This window comes from Bartonella capreoli, from assembly GCF_902813205.1.
In the GTDB taxonomy this organism is placed as follows: Bacteria; Pseudomonadota; Alphaproteobacteria; order Rhizobiales; family Rhizobiaceae; genus Bartonella; species Bartonella schoenbuchensis.
This window is the reverse complement of the sequence record NZ_CADDZX010000028.1, coordinates 1-2,953: the sequence shown is the minus strand read 5'-3', so window position 1 is coordinate 2,953 and position 2,953 is coordinate 1. Positions and strand designations below refer to the sequence as shown.

2 protein-coding genes are annotated in these 2,953 nt (G+C 49.8%); both read left to right on the top strand.

What is annotated here, in order from left to right; all coding sequences use genetic code 11:
* Positions 1-82: 82 nt before the first annotated feature.
* The gene (locus tag J7R05_RS09550; protein WP_281388226.1) at positions 83-211 is read left to right on the top strand and encodes a hypothetical protein; all 129 of its coding nucleotides are present in this window, start codon (positions 83-85) and stop codon (positions 209-211) included.
* Positions 177-2,953, top strand: a 2,777-nt coding sequence (locus J7R05_RS06865) for a right-handed parallel beta-helix repeat-containing protein (RefSeq protein ID WP_208541723.1), incomplete at its 3' end; no start/stop codon positions are given. The genes J7R05_RS09550 and J7R05_RS06865, both read left to right, overlap by 35 nt.

Here is a 2,953-nt window from a genome sequence, read left to right as displayed (position 1 = left end):
TTTTGTTTTGATTTTCTTTTTTTTAAAGAATAGTTTTTCTCTTTTAATCTGAAAGGTTTCAAGAGCATAGTGGGTTATGGTTATGCGTCGTGTGTTCAATCATCATGTTTGTTTGTGTGTGTTATCGACAGCTATTCTAGCTGGTCTTGCTCTTATGACTTCTCAGAATAAAGTCTATGCTCAGGCAAAGAATTGTACAGGGGTTGGCTAGTAGTGGGGGGGGTGGTGGGACTGATAGTGCGTTTGATCCAATTGTGTGTGATGGTGGGGAAAATGGGACGGGGTGGAGTGATAGGAGGGGGTGGGGTGAGCTGAGTGTTAATCGGACTATAAATATGAAAGAGCACTCTGGTTATGATGCTGTGACGATAACGGGGGCGAATACAAAGATTAAGATAAAGAGTAAGCTGACGGTTAGGGATAGTAGGGGTAAGAATACTACAGCGATTAAGGTGGAAAAGGGAGGGGAGCTGGTGGTGAATGATGCTGATGTTGCAGAGGTGCAGAAGGGGATAGTGGTTGATGGTTTAAAGTCTTCTGTTATGGTTGTTGAGGGGAAGATTGGGGTGAAGAATGGGGGAGGAGGTTCTTTGATTGAGGTGAGTAATAATGGGGAGGTGGTGTTGAATAAGTGGGTGACGATCAAGACGGTTAGTGGGAGTATGGCAGGAGAGGTGGTGATTAATAATGGGGGGACGGTAGAGTTGAAGGGTACGGGGCTTAGTGTGAGTAAGGGGACGGGGATAAAGATTAAGGGGGCGACGGGGATGGCTACTGTAAGAGGGGGAGGGGCGACGATTACGGTTGGGCGGGATGGGACGGGGTTGGATGTGGAGGGGAATGCTAATGTGGTGGAGTTGGAGATTAAGGGGAGTGGGGGAAAGGGGAGGGGGATGTTGATTAATGGGAGTGGGACGGTGGTGATGACTAAGGTGAAGTTGATGCAGCTTGAAATGGGGGCAAGGGTGACGAATGGGACGTTGAAGATTCTTGGGGAGTCGACGATTGATGTTACGAGGGGTGGGACGGGGCTGGATGTGAGTGGGGGAGAGGTGAAGATGGAGGGTGGATCGATTACGGTTGGGGTAGGAGGGAAGGGGATGAGTGTGAGTGGGGGGAAGGCTACTATGGTGATGGGATCGATTACGGGAAATGGGAGTGGGAGCAAGGGGGTATATGTGACTGGGGGGAGCGGGAATGTGACGTTGGAGAATGTGAATATTTCAGAGGTTGAGATGGGGATTTGGATGGAGGGAAGTGGAGAGCTGAAGGTAGAGGAGGGGACGACGATTCAGTTTAAGGGGACTTATGGGGTGTATGCGGGGGGTGGGGTGACGGCTAATTTGACAAAGGTGGAGATCAAGGGAAGTGGGGGAAATGGGAGTAAGGGGGTGAGTGTGAATGGGGGGAATCTGACGGTGATAGGAGGGGAGATAAAGGGGGTTGAGGATGGGATATATGCGGTGGGGGGTGGGGTGTTGAAGGTGAAGGATGGGACGAGGATTGAGTTTACGGGGGAGTATGGGGTGTATGTGGGGGAATCGGTGACAAGTGCTGAGTTGACGGGCGTGACGATTACGGGAAAGGGGAATACGGGGACGGGGATAGAGGTGATGGGTGGGAAGGTGACGATGATGATGGATGGGGTGAATATTTCAGAGGTTGCAACGGGGATAAATATGGAGGGTGGGACGTTGAAGGTGGAGGGGGGGACGATTGGGTTTACAAAGGATTATGGGGTGTATGTGGGGGAATCTGTGACAAGTGCTGAGTTGACGGGCGTGACGATTACGGGAAAGGGGGGAAGTGGGACGGGGGTTTGGGTGGAGGGTAAGAGCTTGACGGTGGAGGGGGTGACGAGGATTACGGGGGTTAAGGCGGGGATAGCAATGATGGGGTATGGGGTGTTGAAGGTGAAGGATGGGACGAGGATTGAGTTTGAGGGGGAGTATGGGTATGGGATATATGTGGGTGAAGGGGTGACAAGTGCTAGTTTGACGGGTGTGACGATTACGGGAAGGGGGGGAAAAGGGGTGGGGGTATATGCGATGGGGGAAAAGGTGACGGTGAGTGGGGGGATGATTACGGGGGTTAAGGCGGGGATATTTGCGGTGAAGGGGGGGACGTTGATAATGAAAGAGGGGACGAGGATTCAGTTTAAGGGGAGTGATGGGTATGGAGTATATGTGGGTGAAGGGGTGAGGGCTACTTTGACAAAGGTGGAGATCAAGGGAAGTGGGAAGGGGTATGGGATAGAGGTAGCAAAAGAGGGAGCTGTGTGGTTGAAAGAGACGCATTTGAGGAATGTCGCAAAAGGTATGACTATCGAAGAGGGGGTTACCATCATGGAGGGAGGCGAGATAACATTTACAGGAGGCCATGGTATCAGTCTTACAGGGGGGTATGCTTTTTTAGGAGAGGTCAATATCGAGGGAAAGGAAACAGGGCAAGAGGGCATCAAAGTTAGTGAGGGAATGCTTGATCTGTACAAGACAAATGTAAGGGATGTCTATAAAGGTATGACTGTTTGGAGGGGAGGTATTCGCATGTTTGGAGGATCGGTAGAGTTTACGGGAGATTACGGTATTGATCTTACAAGGGGGTATGCTTTTTTAGGAGAGGTTGAGATTAAGGGAAAGGAAACAAGACAAGAGGGCATCAAGGTTAGTGAGGGAATGCTTAATCTGTACAAGACAAATGTAAGGGGTGTCTATAAAGGTATGACTGTTAAGGAGGGAAGTGTTGTACGTATGTTGGAAGGGGAGATTACCTTTAAGGGAGAGCATGCCATCAGTCTTACAAAGGGGTATGTTGATTTAAGGAAGGTCAATATGACTTATAAGGAGGATAATAAGGTTAAGGGTGCTGATGTTGTTTCTCCAAACTTCATCAAGGTTGACGGGGGAAAAGTTCTGGCAGAAAAGGTCACAATCACAGGAAATGGAGGTAAGGG

Excerpts from the sequence above, each read along its gene's own strand:
- J7R05_RS09550 (WP_281388226.1), top strand. The coding sequence starts at position 83 with ATGCGTCGTGTGTTCAATCATCATGTTTGTTTGTGTGTGTTATCGACA.